Origin of the sequence: Rhodopseudomonas palustris, assembly GCF_003226555.1 — a bacterium.
Taxonomy (GTDB): Bacteria; Pseudomonadota; Alphaproteobacteria; order Rhizobiales; family Xanthobacteraceae; genus Rhodopseudomonas; species Rhodopseudomonas palustris_I.
In genome coordinates this window covers 408,646-428,169 of the sequence record NZ_QKQS01000026.1, presented here as the reverse complement: position 1 = coordinate 428,169, position 19,524 = coordinate 408,646, and the positions used below count along the sequence as shown (strand labels likewise).

At 64.6% G+C, this 19,524-nt stretch carries 20 protein-coding genes; 9 read left to right on the top strand and 11 right to left on the bottom strand.

What is annotated here, in order from left to right:
- Window positions 1-821: 821 nt before the first annotated feature.
- From DNX69_RS22420 to dnaG, 6 genes are all read right to left on the bottom strand, one after another.
- A complete protein-coding gene (locus DNX69_RS22420) occupies window positions 822-1,109 on the bottom strand; it encodes a DUF2442 domain-containing protein (RefSeq protein ID WP_207803176.1) in 288 nt (95 codons plus the stop codon).
- Window positions 1,096-1,365, bottom strand: coding sequence for a DUF4160 domain-containing protein (locus tag DNX69_RS22415; protein ID WP_110788192.1), 270 nt, complete (start codon window positions 1,363-1,365; stop codon window positions 1,096-1,098). Before DNX69_RS22415 ends, DNX69_RS22420 begins: the two co-directional genes overlap by 14 nt.
- Before the next feature lie 526 nt (window positions 1,366-1,891).
- On the bottom strand, window positions 1,892-2,176 hold the full coding sequence (locus DNX69_RS22405) for a type II toxin-antitoxin system RelE/ParE family toxin (protein WP_110788190.1): 285 nt from the start codon (window positions 2,174-2,176) through the stop codon (window positions 1,892-1,894).
- 13 nt (window positions 2,177-2,189) lie between these two features.
- Window positions 2,190-2,531: a hypothetical protein gene (locus tag DNX69_RS22400; RefSeq protein WP_234827050.1), complete on the bottom strand. Its 342-nt coding sequence runs from the start codon at window positions 2,529-2,531 to the stop codon at window positions 2,190-2,192.
- Between the two features lie 10 nt (window positions 2,532-2,541).
- Window positions 2,542-4,644 carry an RNA polymerase sigma factor RpoD gene (rpoD, locus tag DNX69_RS22395; RefSeq protein WP_110788188.1) on the bottom strand — a complete coding sequence of 701 codons (2,103 nt, stop codon included), beginning with the start codon at window positions 4,642-4,644 and terminating at the stop codon, window positions 2,542-2,544.
- A gap of 259 nt (window positions 4,645-4,903) precedes the next feature.
- The gene (gene dnaG / locus DNX69_RS22390) at window positions 4,904-6,907 is read right to left on the bottom strand and encodes a DNA primase (protein WP_110788187.1); all 2,004 of its coding nucleotides are present in this window, start codon (window positions 6,905-6,907) and stop codon (window positions 4,904-4,906) included.
- Between the two features lie 467 nt (window positions 6,908-7,374).
- Here dnaG and DNX69_RS22385 point away from each other — a divergent pair, with 467 nt between their 5' ends.
- Complete coding sequence (locus DNX69_RS22385; protein WP_110788186.1) at window positions 7,375-7,617, top strand: hypothetical protein; 243 nt, start codon at window positions 7,375-7,377, stop codon at window positions 7,615-7,617.
- Window positions 7,618-7,651: 34 nt separating this feature from the next.
- On the opposite strand, the gene DNX69_RS22380 is transcribed toward DNX69_RS22385, so the two are convergent.
- Window positions 7,652-8,059 carry a gamma-glutamylcyclotransferase family protein gene (locus tag DNX69_RS22380; RefSeq protein ID WP_110788185.1) on the bottom strand — a complete coding sequence of 136 codons (408 nt, stop codon included), beginning with the start codon at window positions 8,057-8,059 and terminating at the stop codon, window positions 7,652-7,654.
- A 163-nt stretch (window positions 8,060-8,222) separates the two neighbouring features.
- Between DNX69_RS22380 and DNX69_RS22375 the strand changes: the two genes are divergently transcribed.
- Window positions 8,223-9,020 carry an N-formylglutamate amidohydrolase gene (locus DNX69_RS22375; RefSeq protein ID WP_110788184.1) on the top strand — a complete coding sequence of 266 codons (798 nt, stop codon included), beginning with the start codon at window positions 8,223-8,225 and terminating at the stop codon, window positions 9,018-9,020.
- A gap of 128 nt (window positions 9,021-9,148) precedes the next feature.
- Here the strand turns inward: DNX69_RS22375 and DNX69_RS22370 are convergent, their stop codons facing one another.
- On the bottom strand, window positions 9,149-9,766 hold the full coding sequence (locus tag DNX69_RS22370; protein ID WP_110788183.1) for a LysE family translocator: 618 nt from the start codon (window positions 9,764-9,766) through the stop codon (window positions 9,149-9,151).
- A gap of 128 nt (window positions 9,767-9,894) precedes the next feature.
- Between DNX69_RS22370 and DNX69_RS22365 the strand changes: the two genes are divergently transcribed.
- Together DNX69_RS22365 and DNX69_RS22360 are read left to right on the top strand one after the other, a co-directional pair.
- Window positions 9,895-10,209 (top strand): ArsR/SmtB family transcription factor, encoded by a 315-nt coding sequence (locus DNX69_RS22365; protein ID WP_110788182.1) that lies wholly within the window; start codon window positions 9,895-9,897, stop codon window positions 10,207-10,209.
- Window positions 10,202-10,675, top strand: coding sequence for an SRPBCC family protein (locus tag DNX69_RS22360; protein ID WP_110788181.1), 474 nt, complete (start codon window positions 10,202-10,204; stop codon window positions 10,673-10,675). Before DNX69_RS22365 ends, DNX69_RS22360 begins: the two co-directional genes overlap by 8 nt.
- Window positions 10,676-10,710: 35 nt before the next feature.
- Here the strand turns inward: DNX69_RS22360 and DNX69_RS22355 are convergent, their stop codons facing one another.
- Entirely contained in the window at window positions 10,711-11,559 is an 849-nt protein-coding gene (locus DNX69_RS22355; protein ID WP_110788180.1) for a DUF2189 domain-containing protein, read from the bottom strand.
- Between the two features lie 484 nt (window positions 11,560-12,043).
- On the opposite strand from DNX69_RS22355, the gene DNX69_RS22350 reads away from it, so the two are divergent.
- A complete protein-coding gene (locus DNX69_RS22350; protein WP_110788179.1) occupies window positions 12,044-13,252 on the top strand; it encodes an HlyD family secretion protein in 1,209 nt (402 codons plus the stop codon).
- Between the two features lie 10 nt (window positions 13,253-13,262).
- A complete protein-coding gene (locus DNX69_RS22345) occupies window positions 13,263-14,840 on the top strand; it encodes a DHA2 family efflux MFS transporter permease subunit (RefSeq protein WP_110788178.1) in 1,578 nt (525 codons plus the stop codon).
- Window positions 14,841-15,417: 577 nt separating this feature from the next.
- Here the strand turns inward: DNX69_RS22345 and DNX69_RS22340 are convergent.
- Window positions 15,418-15,873, bottom strand: coding sequence for a GatB/YqeY domain-containing protein (locus tag DNX69_RS22340; protein ID WP_110788177.1), 456 nt, complete (start codon window positions 15,871-15,873; stop codon window positions 15,418-15,420).
- Window positions 15,874-16,030: 157 nt separating this feature from the next.
- Window positions 16,031-16,735 carry an alpha/beta fold hydrolase gene (locus DNX69_RS22335; protein WP_110788176.1) on the bottom strand — a complete coding sequence of 235 codons (705 nt, stop codon included), beginning with the start codon at window positions 16,733-16,735 and terminating at the stop codon, window positions 16,031-16,033.
- A 148-nt stretch (window positions 16,736-16,883) separates the two neighbouring features.
- Here DNX69_RS22335 and carA point away from each other — a divergent pair, with 148 nt between their 5' ends.
- The 3 genes from carA to DNX69_RS22320 all read left to right on the top strand — a co-directional run bounded on the left by carA (window position 16,884) and on the right by DNX69_RS22320 (window position 19,354).
- Window positions 16,884-18,077: a glutamine-hydrolyzing carbamoyl-phosphate synthase small subunit gene (carA, locus tag DNX69_RS22330; protein ID WP_110788175.1), complete on the top strand. Its 1,194-nt coding sequence runs from the start codon at window positions 16,884-16,886 to the stop codon at window positions 18,075-18,077.
- 191 nt (window positions 18,078-18,268) lie between these two features.
- Entirely contained in the window at window positions 18,269-18,790 is a 522-nt protein-coding gene (locus DNX69_RS22325; protein ID WP_110788174.1) for a PaaI family thioesterase, read from the top strand.
- A gap of 39 nt (window positions 18,791-18,829) precedes the next feature.
- A complete protein-coding gene (locus DNX69_RS22320) occupies window positions 18,830-19,354 on the top strand; it encodes a hypothetical protein (RefSeq protein ID WP_110788173.1) in 525 nt (174 codons plus the stop codon).
- Window positions 19,355-19,524: the final 170 nt, after the last annotated feature.

Below are 19,524 nucleotides of genomic sequence, written 5' to 3'. Positions count from 1 at the left end.
GCCTCCATCTGCCAAAATCTGAATCTCAATAAATACTTGAGTCCTACCTCACAGGCCCGCGACCTTGTGACTCAGTACAATTAACCGAAGGCGCAATCCGCCTCGAATAGGGGCGGTGAGTTACAGACTTATAACCATCGGTACGCCGCGACGAGAAAGATGACAAGGAAACATGCCGCTGAGATGCCAAGCACCCCTTCGGCACTGACGTCGATCTTCCAAAAGCGGATCTGGAATTTAGGCGGTTGGTTCATGGCGCAGCTCTCCATTCAAAGAAGCAATCAGCTGCGCGAAGCAAAGACTCTTACGCACGAAATTTCTGGAGATGGCAAGAGGGACAAAACGGATAAGATTCAGGTTTGCCAAACCTAATAGTGCCCAATCGTCACGTTCGTGATCGCTAGGCCCATAACCTTAAAACCATGCAGATTTTTTTATTATCGCTTAGACAGGGAAGCCATATCACTCGTTTATAGAAACCTGTGGAAAACGTACGCAACCAGCAAGCGTAGCCCGGATGAGCGTAGCGATATCCGGGGACTGTTCGTCGTCTCGGATGTCGCTTCGCTCATCCGGGCACCGGGCCGCGGCTTTCCGGCGCCTCTCGACTCGTCATCCCCGCAGGCGGGGATCGATCGCCGCAGCGGCTCGCCAGAGGCGGTGTGGCGGAGGCCGTTCGTTCGACTGTCAGGCCAGGGGTTATGGGTCCCCGCGTTCGCGGGGACGACGGGTTGCGAGTCCGGCGGGCGGACGAGCGAAGGCGTAATCCGCCGCTCTCGAAGATCGTGGGTTACGGCTTCGCCTAATCCAACCGACGGCGCTTATTCCGCAGCTACGCGGGACAATTCGCCCGCGTCTCGGAGTTCGACATAGAGCTGGATCGGGTCGAGGTCGAAGCCGTTGGGCCAGGTCGGTGCACCCATCTCGACGAAGGCACGGGCGAAGTAAGCGGGATCGCGGAGCGGCGCCAGCATCGGCCCATCGGCGCTCAGGACATCCGACAGATCGCGCACGCCTTCGCTGCCGTCGGTGAAGCGCAGCCACAAACGGCGGTCATCCAGCGCCTTGAGGCGCAATACCTCGACCATCGGCCAATCATTCGTCGTCATCGGGACCCGGCACCTTTTCCAGCGGGCGATAAGCTCGGGCACGTCGCCAATTATCCTGCAATTCGGATCGGCGCGCCAGCGCCCAATCGCGAACCATCCGGCTTGCGACCGGAGGCAATTCGCCTGCCATGATCACCCCATCCGACAATCGGACCAAGGCCTTGGCTCGGCCATACCGCGCATGGAAATGCGGTGGCTCGTGGTCGTCGTAGTACATCTGGATAGTAATACCGTAGAACCAGGCAATTGTTGGCATAGCGGAAGACCTTCGCTACAAACGTGACAATGGCCTGACGACTAACAGCATGAGAGCCTGCCGCTACACGCAAAAAGGTCTGGATTACGCCGCCTTTGCAATCGTTTCGTCGTTCGCTGGCCAGACACTCGGTTTTACAAGTAGCTCCGCAGCTGCCTCCTTCTTCCCTCCCCGTTGCAGGGAGGGGCGGGGTTGGCGACCCGCGGGCTCTGCGACGCGTGGCCCCCAGCCGGGTATCCGTGGAGCCTGTGCTCGGACGGCGCGGAGTGCCGATCCGGGCGAGGGGTCTCCGTTCCAGATTACCGAATCAATACGCGCGTCGCCCTCACCCCAGCCCTCTCCCGCAAGCGGGAGAGGGAGCGCGCTGCGGCGGGAGGCAGGCGTGGTGCGAGAGTACGTCTCGCGGCGCAACGGCACCGGCAGCCCGTCGGGCGCATAAGCCGACGGCGTCATACGCCGTGGGTGAAGATGGTGGGTTACGGCTGCGCCTACCCCACCCTACTACGACTCCTCGTATTTGGACGGCCTAGGTGTCGCGCTGTTCGCGGCTGTGGAAGACGCGCAGGATGACGACGCCGTTGGCGCCGTAGGCATAACGAAGAACGTAGGTCCCGCCCATGACCGGAAGGACCAGCTCGCGAAAATCCCTATCGCGGATCGGGCGGCCAAATTCCGGGTAGTCGCTGAGGACTTCCGCCCGCTTTAAAATTTCGGCGCCGATGCGCCGGGCCAGGGCGGGATGATGATCCTGAAGAAAAGCCGCAAAGCGGTTCAGGTCGGCAAGCGCAGCCCTCGACCACGAGAGCTTCATGGCACAGGGCGCTTCATTTCACCGGAAACGGCTTGTAGTCCGGCGTGCCCCAAGTCTCGAGCCAGCGCGCGACCTGATCATGAGGGACCACTCCCTCTTCGCCAGACTGAATCGCCGCCCATTGCCGATCGAGTTCGGCGAGGTCTTCGGGGGAAATTTCGACAGGACTCTCGGCCAGCGCTGTCAGGCCGGCGACCACTTCGGCGACCGAGATGCCCTGCGCGTCGGCGCGTTCGCGAAGACGGGTTGCGGTGGTCTCGTCGACCTCGATCAGCTGCCGCTTCGATGCCATCGGCTTGGCCTCGGCTTCATCAGGCGTGGAAGGTGGGCACGGCGCAACAGCGTCTTTGCCCACCCTACTCTCGTCAGTTATCGAGGAACGACCGCAGCTTCCGGCTCCGGCTCGGATGCTTCAGCTTGCGCAGCGCCTTCGCCTCGATCTGACGGATGCGCTCGCGGGTCACCGAGAACTGCTGGCCGACTTCTTCCAGCGTGTGGTCGGTGTTCATGCCGATGCCGAAGCGCATGCGCAGCACGCGTTCTTCGCGCGGGGTCAGCGAGGCGAGCACGCGCGTGGTGGTTTCGCGCAGGTTCGACTGGATCGCGGCGTCGATCGGCAGCACCGCGTTCTTGTCCTCGATGAAGTCGCCGAGATGGCTGTCCTCTTCATCACCCACCGGGGTTTCGAGCGACAGCGGCTCCTTGGCGATCTTCAGGACCTTCCGCACCTTCTCCAGCGGCATGCCGAGCTTCTCGGCGAGCTCTTCCGGGGTCGGCTCGCGGCCGATCTCGTTGAGCATCTGCCGCGAGGTGCGCACGATCTTGTTGATCGTCTCGATCATGTGCACCGGGATGCGGATGGTGCGGGCTTGGTCGGCGATCGAGCGCGTGATCGCCTGCCGGATCCACCAGGTGGCGTAGGTCGAGAACTTGTAGCCGCGGCGATACTCGAACTTGTCGACCGCCTTCATCAGGCCGATGTTGCCTTCCTGAATGAGATCGAGGAACTGCAGGCCGCGGTTGGTGTACTTCTTGGCGATCGAGATCACGAGGCGGAGGTTGGCCTCGACCATTTCCTTCTTGGCCTGACGGGCTTCGCGCTCGCCCTTCTGCACCGAGTGCACGATCTTGCGGAACTCGCCGATCTCGAGGCCGGTCAGCGCCGCCATCGACTGCACTTCCTGGCGCAGGTCCTTGATGCGGTCCTTCTCGTGGTGGACGAAGTTCTTCCAGCCCTTGGCCGAGAGCTTCGACACCCGGTTGAGCCAGCGCGGATCGAGCTCCGAGCCCTGATAGTTGCGCAGGAAGTCGTCGCGGGCGACGCCGTGGCTGTCGGCCAGCCGCATCAGCCGGCTCTCGAACGACACCAGCTTCTTGTTGATGTCGTAGAGCTGCTCGACCAGGCTATCGATACGGGCCTGGTTGAGGCGCAGCGACTTCACCTCGACGATGATCTCGTCCTTGAGCTTCTTGTACTTGCGCTCCTGCGACGGCGACAGCTGCTCGTTCTGCAGCTGGTTGGCGATGTCCTGCTCCTGCAGCTTGCGCAGCTTCTTGTAGTTGTCGGCGATCTTGTCGAAGGTCTCGACCACCTTCGGCTTCAGCTCGGCCTCGATCGCGGCGAGCGACATCTGGTTCTCGAACTCGTCGTCGTCGCCGTCGCCTTCCGACGCGCCTTCGCCGCCCTCGCCGGATTCGGCCGGCGCGGCGCCGCGCTGCTGCGCCGGACGGAACGGGGTGGCGGCGGCCGGAGCGGCCGGCGGCGCGGCGTGCGCGGGCGCACCGCCCTCGCCTTCGGCCGAGGCTTCCTCGCTGTCGTTCCCGATATTGTTCTTGCCCTCGGGGCCGGCGTAGGTCGCTTCGAGGTCGATGATGTCGCGAAGGAAGATCTTTCCTTCGTTGAGTTCGTCGCGCCAGATGATGATCGCCTGGAACGTCAGCGGGCTTTCGCACAGCCCTGCGATCATCGCCTCGCGGCCGGCTTCGATCCGCTTCGCGATCGCGATTTCGCCCTCGCGCGACAGCAGCTCGACGGTGCCCATCTCGCGCAAGTACATGCGGACGGGATCGTCGGTGCGCTCGCCGGGCTCGGACTTCTTGGTCTCGGTGACGGCCTTGGCGGTGACTTCGACCAGATCGTTGTCGAGCTCCTCGTCGGCTTCCTCCTTGGCCTCTTCCTCTTCGGCCTCGGTATCTTCCGCCTCGGACACATTGATGCCCATGTCGGACAGCATCGACATGATGTCTTCGATCTGCTCCGGCGACGTGGTGTCGGAAGGCAGCACTTCGTTGAGCTGATCGAAGGTGACGAAGCCGCGCTTCTTGGCCTGCTTGATCATCTTCTTGACGGCCGCGTCCGACAGGTCGAGGAGCGGCGAGGGAGCGTCGACGGTGTCCTTCTCCGGCGCGTCTACCTTGTCGTCCTTGTCCTTGTCTTGCACCTGAACCGTCTTCGCCTTGCTGGCCATCCACTGCTCCTGAACGCGCTCACGGACGAGGCGTCACCGCGCCGCCATGAAAACTTGCCTTGCTGGGTGAGACGCGCAAAGGGCGGCGCCAGCCTGCACCACCCCACACGATCCCGCTCGCTGGTCACCCAAATTGGTCGCCCGAAGGCCTTTTAACCGAAATGCCGTTAAGCCCTTACTAACCCTGTTTTTGCAGCGAATTCAGGGGATTTGCGAGTCTTTTCGACTCGCCGACCGCCCCAGCCGAGGCCCAACCGCCTCAGACGCTGCGCTGGAACCGGCCGGATGATTCGCCGAAACCTTCGATCAGCGCCTCGGTCCCATCGACCTGTGCCAAGCGCGCCTTGACGTCGTTCAACCACTGCACGTTCGCCTCGCTGCCGTCCTCACCCAGCGCCAGCTCGGCATCCTTCAATTCCCTAAGTAAGGAGTGAGATTGTCGATGCAAGGCAACGAGTTGCTGCCACGTCGAAAGGACGTCCTCGCGCGCCGCCTTCGGCCCTGCCCCCCATACCGCGGAGGTCGTGATCGCCCGCTCAACCCGCTGCAATTGCTCGGATAATCCTGCCTTAACCAAATCGGCGCGGAGCTTCTCGGCCTGCTCGGCCGGATCGTCGGTGCGGTGATGATGCTGGGCGAAGGCGGCGATGATCGCCGCCCGCAGCCGGTGCGCCTCGGGGTGGGCGAATTCCAGCGCGGCGATTTCCTCCAGATGGTCGTCGAGCAGCCAGGGGTGGTTGAGCAATGTGATCAGGATCAGGGCCTCGCGGCGCGACATCGCCGAGCGCTGGCCGCGCATGATCGGGCTCGAAATCAGATCCGGGCTGGCAATCTGGTAGGGGCCGCGGCCGAGCAACGAAGCGGACCCGCCCGGCGCGCCGCGCGGGGCAAACCGGCCGCCGCCTTGTGGATAACCTCCGCGCGGGGCGAACCGCCGCCCCGAATCGCCGCCCCCGCCGCCGCGGAAGCCGCCACCGCCCCCATAGCCGCCCTGCGGGGCGAACGTCGCGCGCAGCCGCTCGATCAGGTCCTGGCGATAATAGCGCCGCACCACCTCGTCGTGGATGCCGTTCGACAATTCGTTGATCCGCGCCTCCAGCGCCGCCCGGCGCTCGGGCGTGGCGAATAATCCGCCCTCGGTCTCCCGCGCCCACAGCATATCCGCCAGCGGCCGCGCCGCACGGATCACCTCCTCGACCGCGAGCCGGCCGCCGGCGCGGGCGAGATCGTCGGGGTCCTGGCCTTCCGGCAGCAGCGCAAAGCGCAGGCTCTTGCCGGGCTTCAGATGCGGCAGCGCCAGGTCGGCGGCGCGATACGCCGCCTTCTGGCCGGCGCGGTCGCCGTCGAAGCACAGGATCGGCTCGTCGGCCATCTTCCAGAGGTGCTGCAGCTGCGCCTCGGTCAGCGCGGTGCCGAGCGGCGCCACGGTGGCAGGGAAGCCGGCGGTGACGAGCGCGATGACGTCGACATAGCCCTCGACCACGATCACCGCGCCGCCGTCATGCGCGGCTTTGCGCGCGGGCGCATGGTTGTAGAGATTGTCGCCCTTGTGAAACAGCGGCGTCTCCGGCGAGTTCAGGTACTTCGCCGCGACGTCCTTCTCCAGCGCCCGGCCGCCGAACGCGATCACTCGGCCACGCAGGTCGGTGATCGGAAACATCACCCGGTCGCGGAATTTGTCGAACGGCACCGGGATATCAGGGCCCGCCGACAGTAGCCCGGCCTCGATCATGTCGGGCACCGGCACGCCGTGCTTGCCGAGATGCTCCTTCAGCGCGTAGCGCTCGTTCGATGCGTAGCCGAGCCGGAACTTGACCTGGGTGCCCGGCATGACGGCGCGGTCGGCGAGATAACCGCGTGCGCGGGCGCCGGCGCGCGAGGCGAGATTGTCGGCGAAGTAACTCGCCGCCAGCTCCATCACGTCGTACAGCGACTTGCGGCGTTGCTCCTGCCGCGCCGAATCCGGCGACTGCACCGGCAGCGCCATGCCGGCCATCGCCGCCAGCCGCTCTACCGCTTCGGGAAAGTCGACGCCCTCGGTCTGCATCACGAAGTCGAAGATCGAGCCGTTCTTGCCGGACGAGAAGTCGAACCACGCCTGCTTCTCGTCATTGACGAAGAACGACGGCGTCTTCTCCTGCTGGAACGGCGACAGCCCTTTCCACTCCCGCCCCGCCTTCTTCAGCTTGACGCGACGGCCGACCACCTCCGACACCGCCAGCCGGGCTTTCAGATCGTCGAGGAACTGCGGCGAGAAGCGCATGGGGCTCGGGAGTTACGGGCTCAGGGAAACAGCGCTCAGCGGCGGCGCCAACCGACCATGGATATAGGCTCCGGACCTGGATGGGTTAAAGGGGCCGAAGTTGTCCCGGTGATTCACAGGCGGATCGCGATCAGAAAAGACGCTCGTTCAGCCGGATAGCCGCGCGCGAACCAGCTGCGTCGGCAGCCGATGGTTGCATTTACGTGTACCGACGAGGTTGCACACGCACGTCATCACCTCGCAATATTTCGCATTGCGGGATGAAGAATACCCCTGTAAACCCGCGACAACTCGCAAGCGGAGCAGGTTTGATCCAGCTCATTGCTGCACCGCGAAAGCGGGAATGAACTGCCGCACCCTGCGCGATACAGGGGAGTCGGGGAGAACGATCAGCCAAGGTTCCAAGGGCTCGCCCGCGTCGTTCCCGACCTTTCGGGAAGCCGCGTTCAAACGATAGGAGCCAGATCATGGCTACGTGTGCCCATTGCAATGCGCAGATGACGTCGCTCGGCGTGGAAGCCGTCGACGGTGTGTACGAAATCCATTCCTGGAAATGTGACGACTGCGGCCATGTCCTCGACATCGCCACCGCGTCCGTTGAAGCCTACGACTTCCCGAGCTTCTGCCTCACCGAGCCGGGCGATCCGGACTGGCTGACGCTGCTGCCGCTCGCCGCTAATGCGCGGATCGAGCTGCACCTCACCGGCTAGGACCTTAACGGCTGCACCGAGCCGCGCTACGCGATCAGCCGGAAAACGCTTCCGGCTGGTAGCGCCCCGAGACGATGCGCGGCAGCCGCGCCACATCCCAATTGAAATAATACACAAACGCGTCGAGCTCGGTGCCGCTGTCCAGTGTCACCTGGGCGACTTCGCGCCGGTATTCCGCACGCTGATCCGACGGTCCGCAGCCTTCGTAATCGTCAAGCTGCGCCAGCACTTGTTCCGGCCGATGCAGCCGGAACACCTCGCCATGGACGCGATCGGCGGGATCGTCGGAGAGAACCAGCCCCGGATAGTGCCGCACCAGATAAAGCCGGCCCGGGATCGAGGCCGCCCCGAGAAAGTCGGCATTCGACGATAGCAGCCGGGCCATCGGATGGTCGTAGCCGCGCATCAGCGTGCCGTAGACGAACAGACGATCGGACATCATTCACCGCGACTTCAGCATATCCGGCGGAAGCTATCGCAAACGTCGGTGGGCTGTCATGTCCGGGTCGTGCCGGCAACGTTCAATCAACTCGACGCCGCGCCGGCGAATCCGCTACCGATTTGGCGGGGCTCGGCCGACAATCGTCGATAGGCAGGTTGTGATAATGGACGGCGTACGCGATCATTTTCTCAGCCTCGATGCCGGAGAGCCTCCGGTGATCGAGCGCAATCCGAACGGGCAGTCGCCGTTCCTGCTGGTGTGCGACCATTACGGCCGCAGGATCCCGGCGCAGCTCGGCGATCTCGGCCTGCCCGAAGCCGAGCTGACGCGGCACATCGCCTGGGACGTCGGCATCGCCGGGGTGGCGGAGCGGGTGTCCGATGCGCTCGGCGCGCATCTGATCGCGCAGCGCTATTCGCGGCTGGTGATCGACTGCAACCGGCCGCCGAGCGCGGAGAGCTCGATTCCCCTGGTCAGCGAGGCGACCACGATCCCCGGCAACGACGGGCTGACCGGCGAGCAGGCGGCGGAACGGCGGCGGCTGATCTTCGATCCGTATCATCAGCGGATCGAGGCTGCGATCGAGGACCGCCAGATATTCGGCCAGCCGACCGTGCTGCTGTCGCTGCATTCGTTCACGCCGGTCTATCACGGCATGGCGCGGCCCTGGCACATCGGCACGCTGTATCAGGACTGCTCGGTGCTGCCGCCGCTGCTGCTCGCCGAGCTGCGGCGCGAGCCCGACCTCGTGGTCGGCGACAACCAGCCCTATGCGGTCGCCGACGGCACCGACTACACCATCCCGGTGCACGGCACCGCGCGGGGCCTGATTACCTCGGGCATCGAAATCCGCCAGGATCAGATCACCGACGAGGCCGGCCAGGTCGAATGGGCCGGGCGGCTGGCGCGGGTGCTGAGCACCATCGCCGAACAGCTGCAACAGCAGCAGGGGCTGCGGTAGCAGCCGTCCCGCGCCGCTCCGGCGTCATTGCAAGCCCAAGGCCGCGCACTCCAGATCCGCCGCGCAATCGCCGGTTCCGGATTGCTGCGTCGGCTTGGCCGGTGCGCAATCACGGAAAAGCGCGGCGCTCACTTCGCCCGACTGAGCGCCAGCCAAACACCGCCTCCAATCATGAAGCCGCCAGAGATCCGCGACAGCAGCCGCGTGCGCTCCGCCGCGAACATCGTGCGGGCGCGGCCGGCGAGCAGCGCGTAAACCGCATCCGTCATCGCCGCGATCACCATGAAGGTGACGCCGAGCAGCGCCACCTGCGGCACCGTCTCGCGCTGCATGTCGACGAACTGCGGAATGAATGCGCCGAAGAACACCAGCACCTTCGGGTTCGACAGCAGCACCAGGAAACCCTGCAGGAAGAACCCGCCCTTCGGCGGAGGCGGCGGCTGGTCGGTCGACAGCCCCTCGACTGGCCGGCGGATCAGGCCGATGCCGAGCCACACCAGATAGGCGGCGCCGAGAAACCGCACCCAATCGAACCAATAGCCCATCGTTGCCATCAGCGTGGTCAACCCCGCGGCGACCAGTCCGATCACCAGGCCGAGCCCGAGTTGCGCGCCGGCGATGTTGAGCAATGCGGCGCGGGTGCCGTGGCGCAGGCCGTTGGCAATCACCAGCGTCACGACCGGTCCGGGCAGCAGCGCCAGCACAATGCAGGCGCCGACATAGGTCAGGTACAGTTCGAGAGACATCGCATTCCCACTCACGCAGAGATTCCGCTGTCACCATAGCAGTCCGGTTCCCAGGGGGCGACCAGCGAAAGCCTCATCGCCGATGCCCGGCTTGACACGCAACCTTCTGGTTGCCTATTGTCGCGTCTATGGATGAGGTCTTCAAAGCGCTGGCAGACAGTTCACGGCGCGCCCTGCTCGACCGCCTGCACGCCCGCAACGGGCAGACACTGAGCGATCTCTGTGGCGGCCTGGCGATGACGCGGCAGGCCGTGACCAAGCACCTGGCAATTCTCGAAGCAGCCAATCTGGTCGCGACGGTTAAACACGGCCGCGAGAAGCTGCACTACCTGAACCCGGTGCCGATCCATGAGATCGGCGAACGCTGGATCAGGAAATTCGAGCGCGGCCGGCTCGCCGCCCTCGGCGACCTGAAACGCACATTGGAGACGCGCGATGAGTAAGCCGGAATTCGCCTACGTCACCTATATCCGCACCACCCCGGAGAAGCTGTGGCACGCCTTGACCGATGCCGAGTTCACCCGGCGCTACTGGATGGATTGCACGCTTCGCTCGGACTGGAGCGTCGGCTCGGCGATGACGATGGAGCGCGGCGGCGAGATCAAGAACAAATGCACCATCGTCGAGGCCGATCCGCCGCGCAGGCTGGCTTACGATTGGGTGTCGGTGTGGGACCCGGCGATGCGTCAGGAGAAACCGTCGCGCGTGACTTACGTGATCGAGCCGCAGGGCGAGCTGGTCAAGCTCACGGTTACGCACGAGCACTTCGCCGAGGACAGCGCGACGCTGCCGAGCATCAGCTTCGGCTGGCCGATGGTGCTGGCGAGCCTAAAGAGCATCCTGGAGACCGGGCAGCCGCTTCCGTTCGACACTCAGTCCCATGCGGCGGCGGAAGTCGCCCATCGCTGAACAGGCGATCGGCGACTCCATTCGATCGCAATGTGTCAGCCCGCCGCGGCGCGCCTTGGCATCACCACCACCTTGCTGGCCGCCTCAATGTCCTCCTCCGCAGGCAGCTCGGCGGCAACCGGCGCGACGATCTTCCGATACAGGTGCCAAGTCGTATGGCCGAGCACCGGCAGCGTCACGATCAGGCCGAGGAAATACGGCAGCGCCGACACCGCCAGCAGCACCACGATGGTGACGGCCCAGCCGATCATCGGCAGCGGGCTCGTCACCACCGCGCGGACGCTGGTGACCATTGCGGTGACGAAATCGACGTCGCGCTCCAGCAGCAGCGGGAACGACACCACCGTCAGCGAGAACAGCACCAAAGCTAGCCCGGCCCCGACGCAATTGCCGACCGCCAGGAACACCAGCCCTTCGTTGGTGGTAAGCACCACCGAGATGAATTCCTGCAGGCTGCCAAACGAGGCGCCGACACCGAGGAACAGCGCGATCAGCAGTCTGACCTGGTACATCCAGACCACGAACAGGAACAGCGTGACGAACGCCATCCAGCCGAGTTCACTGCGGCTGCGCATCAGCCCGACGATCTGCAGCCATGACGGCCGCTTCCCGATCTCGCGTTGCCGGCTCACCTCGTAAAGCCCGAGCGCGACGAACGGCCCGATCAGTGCGAACCCCGCGCCGAGCGGGTACGCCAGATACACCATGTGGAAGGCAGTGAGGCAGGCGATGATCAACAATCCGCCCGCCGCATAAAACGCACCGAACGCGAGTCCGTATAGTGGTGCGGCCTGGAAGTCGCGCAGGCCCTGCCCCAACGCTTCCGCAATGTCACCGATCGTAATCGGCCGCACCACGGGATCAACCTTACCGGAGATCGACATGGTCGCTCCTCCCTGGCTCGTTGGCATTATCAATTATTAGATCGTTAGTTGCGTGTATTAAGGCCCGCACTTCAGCGGCCGTCAATCACTTGGCAGACAGACATGAGATGCGAGCTATGTGATTAAGTTAGTTCCCGCCGCGTCGCACAACTACTTCGCGACGCAACAGGCGTGAAACTGGCGGCCGATAGAGCCGATTCCAGCAGTTTTCCGCCTTGCGCTACTGCACCAACAGCATTGATCCACCCTGGGGGGACCACGAACGCCCAGCTTCACACCACCGTGAACACGGTTGGCGGCCAGACGCCAACCGGTGCGCCTTTCGCGGCTGCATGGCCGAATCGACGCGAAAGCGCCGATTTAGAAAGGTTTTGCGGCTTAGCGATTCGGCCAAGTGAGGTCTGCAGTTTCACAAGGGAACCCATTTTGCACTGCAGTGTTAGTTCCGCGAACGCGGTCGATACCGCGCCCAAGAGCGTTCCTGATGAAAACCCTGAACAGCCCCTTCGCCGCCGGTTCCGATCTTGCGGATCGTGAGCGCCGCCCAGCAGACGCCCGCTCCGAAGCCCAGCCGCCCCCGACCGAGCAGCGCCGCCGCAACCAAACTGACGATTCCCCCGAGCAAACAGGCGGTGAAACCGGCCCGCAAACGGCCGCACCGAGCGGCCTGAAGCCGTTGATCGGGCGGCATCCGGTGGCCTCGGCCATCGTCGCGATGCTGATCGCCGTCGCAATCGCCGGCGGCATCGTGTGGTGGCTGCATGCCCGCAATTACGAGAGTAGCGACGACGCCTTCATCGACACTCGCACGGTGCTGATCAGCCCGCAGGTGTCGGGCGCGATCACCAGCGTCAACGTCACCGACAATCAGGTGGTGAAGGCCGGTGACCTGCTCGCCACCATCGACCAACGCGACTACAAGGCCGCGGTCGATCAGGCTGCCGCGCAGATCCGCCAGGCGCAGGCGTCGATCGCCGACATTGAGGCCCAAATCGGCGCCCAGCAAGCACAAATCCAGCAGGCCAACCAGCAGGTCCAGGAGGCGCAGGCCGCCTACAATTTCTCGGTGGAGGAGAACCAGCGCTATCAGGAACTCGTGCAGAAGGGCGCCGGCACGGTGCAGCGCGCGCAGCAGGCGGAGTCCGATTTCCGTTCCAAGAAGGCGGCACTGGACGCCGCCAACGCCGCCAAGCTGGCAGCCGACCGCCAAGTCGACGTGCTGCGCGCCAAGGCCGAACAGGCCAAGGCGCAGCTCCAGGCCGCGCAGGCGCAGAAGGAGCAGGCCGACGCCAATCTGCAGCGCACCCAGCTCCGCGCGCCGACCGACGGCCGCATTGCCAAGCTGACCGGCGCGGTCGGCGCGCTGGCCTCGCCCGGCCAGGCGATCATGGTGCTGGTGCCGCTCGACGTCTGGGTCACGGCAAATTTCAAGGAGACGCAGCTCGAGCTGATGCGGGTCGGCCAACCTGTCGACATTCACATCGACGCCTACGACAAATCCTATCCGGGCCATGTCAACAGTATCCAGGCCGGCAGCGGCACCGCTTTCAGCCTGCTGCCCGCCGAGAACGCCACCGGCAACTACGTCAAGGTGGTGCAGCGCATTCCGGTGAAGATCACTTTCGATCAGCCGCCGGACGTCGAACTCGGCCCCGGCATGTCGGTGGTGCCGACCGTCACCGTCAGGCCGTGAGGCGACCGCGATGGCAGAAAGCCAGGGCGAATATGTCGGCGCCAATCCGTGGCTGATTGCGATCCTGGTGTCGGTCGCCACCTTCATGGAAGTGCTCGACACCACCATCGCCAATGTGGCGCTGCGCTACATCGCCGGCGGCCTTGCGGTGTCCGGCGACGAGGCGTCCTGGGTGGTGACGACCTATCTGGTCGCCAATTCGATCGTGCTGTGTGCATCGGGCTGGATCGCCCAGATGTTCGGCCGCAAGAACTTCTTCCTGGTCTGCATCGCACTGTTCACGGTGAGCTCGTTGCTGTGCGGGTTCGCCTGGAATCTGCAGTCGCTGCTGCTGTTCCGGATCATGCAGGGCCTCGCCGGCGGCGGCATGACACCGGTCGCGCAGTCGATTCTCGCGGCGGCGTTTCCGCCGGCCAAGCGCGGCCAGGGGTTCGCGCTGTACGGCATCGCCGTGGTGGTGGCTCCGGTGGTCGGACCGACGCTCGGCGGCTGGCTCAGCGACAATCTGTCGTGGCACTGGTGCTTCCTGATCAACGTCCCGGTCGGCGTGATCACGCTCGCGCTCATCTATCTGATCATTCCCTCCTCCGAGAAGCAGCGTCAGGAACGCGCCAAGCTGTGGGCGAAGGGTCTGAATTTCGACTTCGTCGGCTTCGCGCTGGTCGCGACCTTCCTGGGAGCGCTCGAAGTGGTGCTCGATCGCGGCCAGGTCGACGACTGGTTCGGCTCGGCCTTCATCGTCACGTTCGCGATCATCTCGGCGGCAGCGCTGATCCTGTTCGTGCCGTGGGAGCTGTCGCGCGAGCGGCCGCTGATCGACATCAAGATGCTGACGGGCCGGCAGTTCGGCACCTGCTTCGTGATCATGCTGGCGACCGGCGCGCTGTTGATCGCGACCACGCAGATCCTGCCGCAGCTGTTGCAGGAGCGGTTCGGCTACACCGCTACCCTGGCCGGTCTGGTGATCTCGCCCGGCGGTCTCGTCACCATGGTGATGATGGTGATCGTCGGCCGGCTCGGCCCGATCCAGCCGCGCTGGCTGATCGCGCTCGGCGCCTGCATTGCCGGCGGCGCGATGATCGATCTGATGCGCATGTCGCCGGACGCGGACTATTGGTTCTTCGCCTGGTCGCGGATCTATCTCGGCATCGGTCTGCCGCTGATCTTCATCCCGATCACCACCGCATCCTATGACGGCATCGCGCCCGACAAGACCGACCAGGCCTCGGCACTGATCAACCTGGCACGGAATTTCGGCGGCTCGATCGGCGTCTCGATCAGCCAGACCGTGCTGGCGCAGCGCGAGCAATTTCACCAGAGCCGGCTGAGCGAGCATATCGGCGCGTGGAATCCGGTGCTGCACGACACGCTGGCGCAAATTCAAGGCTATCTCGGCACCCAGAACGCCACCGGCAGCAAGTCCGGCAGCGCAATGGCAATCGTCAGCCAGATGGTCCAGAACCAGGCCGCACTGCTGGCCTATCTCGACGTCTTCGTCGCCCTCGGCATGATCGCCGCCCTGATGATCCCGCTCGCTCTGTCGCTGCGTAGCGTCGACAGGAGCGCGAAGCCGGCGATGGGGCATTGAGGTCAGCGACCGGATTGAAGGACGGCGGCCGGGCACTCCGATAGCGATTTCGTCATTGCGGGCACCCGGATCCGCGCTTCGCGCGGTCCGAGCACAAGCTACGCGAAGCAATCCAGCACCACACGAGCAGCATGGATTGCTTCGTCGCCACGCTCCTCGCAATGACGGCCGACACCAAGCACAGCGCGCCCCCTCTCCCGCTTGCGGGAGAGGGTCGGGGTGAGGGCGACGCGAGCACTGACTCTCGCTTATCGAAGCTACTGACTCTCGGCCGTGTTGAGACGCCCCCTCACCCGGATTGCTGCGCAATCCGACCTCTCCCCGCGCGCGGGGAGAGGTTAGGCAGTGCTCGGGGCTCTGGATTGCTTCGCTGCGCTCGCAATGACGCTGAAAGGTCCTTAGCCACAACCACCGTCATTTCGGGATGCGTGCGACAGCACGCAGACCCGGAATCTCGATGGGTTCATCCGCGGCGGGCGCCGCGCCCCCCAACTTCTGGATTCCGGGTTCGCGAGCTGCGCTCGCGCCCCGGAATGACGAGACAGGAGGTGATGAAGCCGCGCAGTAGTTGCGCCAACTAACCGGTCAGCGCCGCCTTTACCAAGCCGCTGGCTTTGCCGAAGTCCATTTGGCCGGCGTACTTCGCCTTCAGGGCGCCGATCACCTTGCCCATGTCCTTGATGCCGGCGGCTCCGGTCTCGGCGATGATGGCGTCGATCGCGGCCTTGACCTCGTCGTCGGACATCTGCTGCGGCAGATAGGCCTGGATCACCGCGATCTCGGCGCGCTCCTGGTCGGCGAGTTCGGCGCGGCCGCCCTGGTCATAGAGCGCGACCGATTCCTGGCGCTGCTTGATCATCTTCTGCAGCAGACTGAGCAGGTCGCCGTCGCTGAGCGGCGGCTTGCCCTGGCCGCGGGCCTCGATGTCGGCGTTCTTGATGGTCGAATTCACCATCCGCAGCGTCGACAGCTTGCGCTCGTCCTTGGCCTTCATCGCCTCTTTCACGGCGGTGTTGATGTCGTCGCGCAGCATGTCGGGCTCCTTCGTATTCGATGCTTCATTGCGAGGAGCGAAGCGACGAAGCAATCCAGAGGCCGCGAAAAGAGCCTGGATTGCTTCGCCTTCGGCTCGCAATGACGAAATGGAAAATCTGCCGCTGATGTAGGCGCTTCGGTAGCCTCAGACAACTCTAGTTCCGCAGCCAGCCCGCCAGCGCCGCGGCGGTGGCGGCGGGCTGCTCGATCTGTGGCAGGTGGCCGCAATCGGGGAGGATCACCAGCTTCGCCCCGGCAATTCCGTCGGCCATCTCCTCCGACAGGTTGTTCGGGATGGTGGTGTCGGTGTCGCCGGAGATCACCAGGGTCGGGCAGCGGATCGTGCCGAGGGTGGGGCGGGAATCGGCGCGGGCGATGATCGCGCGCTGCTGTCGGACGAAGCCCGCAGCGCCGACGTCGTCGCCCATCTCGTGCACGATGACTCGTAGCGCAGCGTCATCGCGGCGCGAGGGATGGACGAAGCCGGGATAAAGTTCGTCCAGCACCGCATGGAGCCGGCCGGCTTCGGCCTCCCCGATCTGCCGGGTGCGGCGCTCGGTGGCCTCCGGGCTGTCGGGCCGGGCCTGGGTGTTGATCAGCGCCAACTTGGCGACCCGGTCCGGCGCCTGGCGCATGATCTCGAACGCGATGTAGCCGCCCATCGAATGCCCGGCGAGCGCAAAACGGGCCGGGGCCTCGGCGAGAATCCGCCGGGCGATCGCCGCCATGCTGTCGTCGCGGATGTGGTTGGCGACCGTGACCGGCGCCCCGCACGCCCACAGCACCGGCACGATTTGGGCATAGATCCGCGGCGACCCGGCTAGACCGGGCACCAGCACCACCGGCAATGATGTGTCCATGCAACCTCTCCCCACGCACGATTCTGCCCCGGCGCCCGCCGCGGAGCCTAGGACAGCCAAATTCCCTGTCAAATCCCGCCCAGAAGCAAACAATTTGAATGGTTCAGCGCTTTGACGTCGGCAACGCCCGCGACTATGTAGTGCGCTCATGACCAATTCAGCATCCCATCCCGCCTGGCCGGACCACAAGCCGACCGCGCTGCTCGTGCTCGCCGATGGCACCGTGTTCGAGGGCTTTGGCCTCGGCGCAGAGGGCCACGCCGTCGGCGAGGTCTGCTTTAACACCGCGATGACCGGCTACGAGGAGATCCTCACCGATCCATCCTACGCCGGGCAGCTCATCACCTTCACCTTCCCGCATATCGGCAACGTCGGCACCAACGACGAGGATATCGAGACGGTGAACATGGCTGCGACGCCGGGCGCGCGCGGCGTGATCCTGCGCAGCGCCATCACCGATCCGTCGAACTATCGCTCGGCGAAGCATCTCGACGCCTGGCTGAAGGCGCGCGGCATCATCGGCCTGTCGGGGATCGACACAAGGGCGTTGACAGCGCTGATCCGTAGCAAGGGCATGCCAAATGCGGTGATCGCGCATTCGCCGAGCGGCGAGTTCGATCTGCACGCGCTGAAAGAAGAAGCCCGCGAGTGGCCCGGCCTCGAAGGCATGGACCTGGTGCCGATGGTCACCTCCGGTCAGCGCTTCACCTGGGACGAAAAGCCGTGGGCATGGGGCGAGGGCTTCGGCCGCCAGGAGACCCCCGAGTTCAACGTCGTCGCGATCGACTACGGCATCAAGCGTAACATCCTGCGGCTGCTTGCCGGCGAAGGCTGCAAGGTCACCGTGGTGCCCGCCACCACCTCGGCCGAAGACATCCTGGCAATGAATCCGGACGGCGTGTTCCTGTCGAACGGCCCGGGCGATCCGGCCGCGACTGGCAAATACGCGGTGCCGGTGATTCAGAGGGTGATCGAGACTGGCGTGCCGACCTTCGGCATCTGCCTCGGCCACCAGATGCTCGGCCTCGCGCTCGGCGGCAAGACCGTAAAGATGCATCAAGGCCACCACGGCGCCAACCATCCGGTCAAGGATCTCACCACCGGCAAGGTCGAGATCACCTCGATGAACCATGGCTTCGCGGTCGACAAATCGACGTTGCCGGCCAACGTGCAGCAAACCCACGTCTCGCTGTTCGACGACTCCAACTGCGGCATCGCGCTGGCCGACAAGCCGGTCTTCTCGGTGCAGTATCACCCGGAGGCCTCGCCCGGCCCGCAGGACTCGCACTATCTGTTCCGCCGCTTCACCGATCTGATGCGCGCGAAGAAGGCCGCCGCGTAATCGCGGCGGCTTTGGCTGCGATCACCATCCCTACTCATCATTCCGGACCACGCGCGTCGCGCGTGAGCCCGGAATCTCGCCTTCTGGATCACCGTGTGTGTGTCCGGGCTCGCCGCTTCGCGGCGTCCGCTGGCGTTTGGCCTCGATCTTTGGTATGATCATTATCATTCAATAAAACGGGAGGCGCAGTCATGGACGCCCGGAACGATCGGCCGACAGAGTACGGCGTGGTGCCGATGGAGGTGATGGCGTCGATGTCGGGGCTCGATTTCGTGCGCGGCATCTTCGGCGGCACCCTGCCGCAACCGCCGATCATGCAGACGGTCGAGCCGTTCGACTGCACCGCTGATCCCGGTGAGATCGTGATGCACTCGGTGCCAGCGCTGCGGCACTACAACCCGATCGGCTCGGTGCACGGCGGCTACGCCGCCATCCTGCTGGATTCGGCGATGGGGCTCGCGGTGCAGAGCATGCTGAAAGCCGGCCAGGGCTATACCACGCTGGAATTCAAGATCAGCTTCGTCCGCGGCATGAGCGCCGACAGCGGCGTGGTGCGCACCGAGGGCCGCACCTTCAACGTTGGGCGCCGCGCCGCCACCGCCGAAGCCCGTATTCTCGACACCAACGGCCGGATGTTGGCGCACGCCACGACGACGTGCCTGGTGTTCGACCTGCCGCGTTCGGCAATCGGAGGAACCACCTCCGCAGCGTGACGTTATCCCAGCGTCATCAAACCCCACGCCGGAGACTTCATGTCGCTCGCCCGCGACCAGATCAAGCCGCAGCTTCATCGCTTCGACGACGATGGACTGATCCCGAACAATCCGATGCCGCTGCTGCTGTACAAGCGTGCCGTCGAGATCGCGGGCGGCGATCCGGAACAGACCATCGAGGATCTGTTCGAAGTCAACGGCTGGGGCGACAGCTGGCGCAACGGCATCTACGATTATCATCACTACCACGCGACGGTGCACGAAGCGCTCGGCGTGGCACGCGGTCGGGCGCTTGTGTTGTTCGGTGGCGAACAGGGCGAGGCGATCGAACTCCGCCCAGGCGATGTCGCCGTGCTGCCAGCTGGCACCGGTCACAAATGTGTCTTCGCCAGCCATGATTTTCGGGTGATCGGTGCCTATCCGCCAGGCGCAACCATGCAGGTGACGCGCCCCACCCCGGACAATTACCGAAAGGCGCTGCAGAGCATCCCCAAGGTGCGGCTGCCGGACACCGATCCTGTGTTCGGCAAGGATGGGCCGCTCTTGCGGCTGTGGCAGAAGTAAGCGGAAGAAAGCGTCTGGCTGTTTCCGTCGAGGCACGCGTCTTCGCTTCGCCCCGCACGCGCGGAGAGGTCGGATCGCAATAGCGATCCATGTGAGGGGGGCGTCTTCGCGAAACCGAAAGTAGTCGATAAATCGAGGTCGCAAACTCAGTCCACGCGTTCCCCTCACCC

What these genes read in the sequence shown, in the direction of transcription:
- DNX69_RS22345 (WP_110788178.1), top strand. Translation starts at nt 13,263, where the DNA reads ATGGCAGAAAGCCAGGGCGAATATGTCGGCGCCAATCCGTGGCTGATT.
- DNX69_RS22375 (WP_110788184.1), top strand. Translation starts at nt 8,223, where the DNA reads ATGGACGGCGTACGCGATCATTTTCTCAGCCTCGATGCCGGAGAGCCT.
- DNX69_RS22385 (WP_110788186.1), top strand. Translation starts at nt 7,375, where the DNA reads ATGGCTACGTGTGCCCATTGCAATGCGCAGATGACGTCGCTCGGCGTG.
- DNX69_RS22355 (WP_110788180.1), bottom strand. Translation starts at nt 11,559, where the DNA reads ATGTCGATCTCCGGTAAGGTTGATCCCGTGGTGCGGCCGATTACGATC.
- DNX69_RS22335 (WP_110788176.1), bottom strand. Translation starts at nt 16,735, where the DNA reads ATGGACACATCATTGCCGGTGGTGCTGGTGCCCGGTCTAGCCGGGTCG.
- DNX69_RS22365 (WP_110788182.1), top strand. Translation starts at nt 9,895, where the DNA reads ATGGATGAGGTCTTCAAAGCGCTGGCAGACAGTTCACGGCGCGCCCTG.
- DNX69_RS22340 (WP_110788177.1), bottom strand. Translation starts at nt 15,873, where the DNA reads ATGCTGCGCGACGACATCAACACCGCCGTGAAAGAGGCGATGAAGGCC.
- DNX69_RS22370 (WP_110788183.1), bottom strand. Translation starts at nt 9,766, where the DNA reads ATGTCTCTCGAACTGTACCTGACCTATGTCGGCGCCTGCATTGTGCTG.
- DNX69_RS22360 (WP_110788181.1), top strand. Translation starts at nt 10,202, where the DNA reads ATGAGTAAGCCGGAATTCGCCTACGTCACCTATATCCGCACCACCCCG.
- DNX69_RS22320 (WP_110788173.1), top strand. Translation starts at nt 18,830, where the DNA reads ATGTCGCTCGCCCGCGACCAGATCAAGCCGCAGCTTCATCGCTTCGAC.
- DNX69_RS22380 (WP_110788185.1), bottom strand. Translation starts at nt 8,059, where the DNA reads ATGATGTCCGATCGTCTGTTCGTCTACGGCACGCTGATGCGCGGCTAC.
- rpoD (WP_110788188.1), bottom strand. Translation starts at nt 4,644, where the DNA reads ATGGCCAGCAAGGCGAAGACGGTTCAGGTGCAAGACAAGGACAAGGAC.
- DNX69_RS22420 (WP_207803176.1), bottom strand. Translation starts at nt 1,109, where the DNA reads ATGACGACGAATGATTGGCCGATGGTCGAGGTATTGCGCCTCAAGGCG.
- carA (WP_110788175.1), top strand. Translation starts at nt 16,884, where the DNA reads ATGACCAATTCAGCATCCCATCCCGCCTGGCCGGACCACAAGCCGACC.
- DNX69_RS22405 (WP_110788190.1), bottom strand. Translation starts at nt 2,176, where the DNA reads ATGAAGCTCTCGTGGTCGAGGGCTGCGCTTGCCGACCTGAACCGCTTT.
- dnaG (WP_110788187.1), bottom strand. Translation starts at nt 6,907, where the DNA reads ATGCGCTTCTCGCCGCAGTTCCTCGACGATCTGAAAGCCCGGCTGGCG.
- DNX69_RS22325 (WP_110788174.1), top strand. Translation starts at nt 18,269, where the DNA reads ATGGACGCCCGGAACGATCGGCCGACAGAGTACGGCGTGGTGCCGATG.
- DNX69_RS22415 (WP_110788192.1), bottom strand. Translation starts at nt 1,365, where the DNA reads ATGCCAACAATTGCCTGGTTCTACGGTATTACTATCCAGATGTACTAC.
- DNX69_RS22350 (WP_110788179.1), top strand. Translation starts at nt 12,044, where the DNA reads ATGAAAACCCTGAACAGCCCCTTCGCCGCCGGTTCCGATCTTGCGGAT.